The sequence below is a fragment of the uncultured Maricaulis sp. genome (genome assembly GCF_963975345.1).
GTDB lineage: Bacteria > Pseudomonadota > Alphaproteobacteria > Caulobacterales > Maricaulaceae > Maricaulis.
On record NZ_CAXBGE010000025.1, the window covers coordinates 1 to 2,680 of the forward strand.

General features: G+C 61.2%; 4 protein-coding genes. All 4 read left to right on the forward strand.

Annotated elements, in window-relative coordinates; translation table 11 throughout:
- Positions 1-701: HesA/MoeB/ThiF family protein (locus AAC029_RS15705; protein WP_339749684.1), on the forward strand; the 701-nt coding region annotated here is incomplete at its 5' end.
- Positions 702-767: 66 nt separating this feature from the next.
- A complete protein-coding gene (locus AAC029_RS15710) occupies positions 768-1,784 on the forward strand; it encodes an alpha/beta hydrolase (RefSeq protein ID WP_339749687.1) in 1,017 nt (338 codons plus the stop codon).
- Positions 1,785-1,802: 18 nt separating this feature from the next.
- Complete coding sequence (locus AAC029_RS15715) at positions 1,803-2,261, forward strand: YbgC/FadM family acyl-CoA thioesterase (protein WP_339749690.1); 459 nt, start codon at positions 1,803-1,805, stop codon at positions 2,259-2,261.
- A partial coding sequence (locus tag AAC029_RS15720; protein WP_339749693.1) for an outer membrane beta-barrel protein occupies positions 2,258-2,680 on the forward strand: 423 nt, incomplete at its 3' end. The genes AAC029_RS15715 and AAC029_RS15720, both read left to right, overlap by 4 nt.

A 2,680-nucleotide genomic window follows, 5' to 3' on the forward strand; every position in this document is an offset into this window, starting at 1 on the left:
AGGAGATCGGCGGGCCGGGCGTCCAGAAGCTGCGCGCGGCGACCGTGTCGATTGTCGGGGCAGGGGCCCTGGGCGGGCCCTGCGCCATGTTTCTTGCGGCTGCCGGCATTGGCCAGATCGAAATCTGGGATGAGGACATTGTGGAACGGTCAAACCTCCAGCGGCAGGTCCAGTTCGGCGAACGGGATCTCGGCAAGGCCAAGGTCGAGGTCATGTCAGCGCGCCTGTCGGCCGATCATCCGTCTACCCAGTTCAGGGGACGCCGGAAGCGATGGGCGCCGAATGACGCGCTGGCGGGAAGCGTGCTGGTCGATGCGACGGATAATTTCCAGACCCGCTATGCCCTGAACCGCGTGGCGCATCTGAGCGAGCGGCCGCTGGTGCATGGCGCAGCCGCAGGCTGGACGGGGCAGGCCAGCGTGTTTGCTTCGGGCTGCCAGGAGGGCGCGCCATGCTATCGGTGCTGGGTGCCCGAGACGCCGCCAGATGCAGAAGCGTGTGACGAAGTGGGCGTGGTCGGACCGGTGACCGGAATGATCTCTACCCTGATGGCTCTCGAAGTGCTCAAGCTTGTGACCGGCGCTGGTGAGCCTTTGATCGGCCAGATCGTCTTGATCGAGGGCTTGCCTGCCGACCTCAGGAAAGTCCGGTTGCGAAGCGATGCAACCTGTAGTGTCTGCGGCACTGAACGCGCGATTTGACTTGCTGCCGCGAGGGAGGCTTAGTGCCGCTCACCTGATTTTGGAAGAGCGGGAGCCGGAAACAAGATGAAACGATTGCTAGTCGTGCTGGTGACGGTTGCGATCATTCTGACGGCGGGCTGGCTGATGCTGCGCCGCCCTGACATTTCCTACAACACGCTGGAATCCGTCTATTCGAAATCGAACAGCCGTTACCTCAAAAGCGGCAACAAGATCGTGTTGCATTTTACCGATACCGGACCACGTGACGCGCCGACCCTGGTGCTCGTACATGGCTATTCTGCCTCCCTGAACACTTGGGATGCGTGGGTTCGCAAACTGCGGAAGGATTACCGGGTCATCCGGCTGGACCTGCCCGGTCATGGCCTGTCGCGCTGCGTCGATAATGACGAGATCGGCATTGAGCAATTCATCACCAGTATTGATCGCGTGACAAACTCGCTCGACGTGGACCAGTTCACACTGGTCGGCAGTTCCATGGGCGGGCACACAGCCTGGGCCTATGCGCTGGCGCATCCGGAAAAGCTGGACGGACTGGTCCTGGTGGATGCGGCGGGCTGGCTCGACGCACCGGGCGAGGATGACACGGACCCGATGATCTTCAAGTTGCTGCGCAATGGCTTTGCCCGCAATGTGATGAAGGATCTCGACATGTCGGCCCTGATCCGGTCGGGACTGGAAAACAGTTTTGCGGATCCTGCTCTGGTTACCGATGAAATGGTGGAGCGTTATTCGGCCATGTCGCGCGCGCCTTGCCATCGCGAAGCCCTGCTCAAGCTCATGAGCGGCACCACGCTGCGAGTGCCGGCATCAAAAGAAGCGCTTGGTGAAATTGCCGTGCCGACGCTGATCCAGCATGGCGACAGTGACAATCTGGTCCCGATGGCTCATGCCGAGAATTTTGCCGAGGCCATTCCCGGTTCGAAACTGATCATCTATCCGGAGACCGGGCACATTCCTCAGGAAGAAGTGCCGGCCGCGTCGGTTGAGGATTTGAAAATTTTCCTCGAGTCAGTTTATGCGGAACCTGAGACCGGGCCGGAATCCGAGACAGAGCCGCTGGGCGGTCCGGGCGGGCAATAGACAAGGAGGCTTCGCGCCATGCCGCTGCCAGATCTGGACGAGGCCAATTTCGACCGCGCGCGCCAGCACTGGATCACCGTGCGGGTCTATTATGAAGACACCGATTTCACCGGCATGGTCTACCACGCCAATTATCTGCGTTTCTTCGAGCGCGGCCGGTCGGACCATTTGCGCGATGCCGGGATTTCCCACCAGTCGCTGCTGGAGCGGGAAGACCCGGCCGCCTTCACGCTGACGCGGGTCGAAGTGGATTATCGCAAGGCGGCGAAAGTTGATGATCTGCTGCATATCCGGACGCGCTATATTGGCACCGACGGCCCGCGCATCCTTTTTTCCCAGACGTGTTTCCGGGAGGATGAGATCATCGCCGAAGGCGAGATCACGGCGGTGATGATCCATGCCGATGGCCGCCCGCGCCGTCCGATCCGCGAACTGGTGAAGCATCTGGAGTCCTATCGCTGGGAGGGCGAGGTGTGAGATGGCTGCCTCTCGCGCTGTGCGGCGCGTGCCTGTGTGTTCCTGCCCTGGCGCAAGCTGATGAGAATTTTGACGCCGAGCGCGGTTTCTATGTCGCCGTGCGCGGCTATGGCTCGATTGGCGACCAGAACAATCTGATCTTCGACGACAGCCGGGAAGTGGCCGGGGCAATTGGTTACCGGGTTAATCATTCGGTTCGGCTGGAAGCGGAATACGGATTTCGCTGGGCCAATATTGCCGGCCTGAACGGTGCGAGCACGGCGAGCGGTGATTTCACCAGCCGGTCCCTTGGCGTCCATGCCTTTTATGATTTCCGGGAAGGCAAGCGGCTGCGGCCCTTTCTTGGCGCCGGAGGCGGGGCAGGGGGGCTCGATTTCACCTTTTCCGGGCCCGCCGCGATCAATCCGGATTTCATCGTG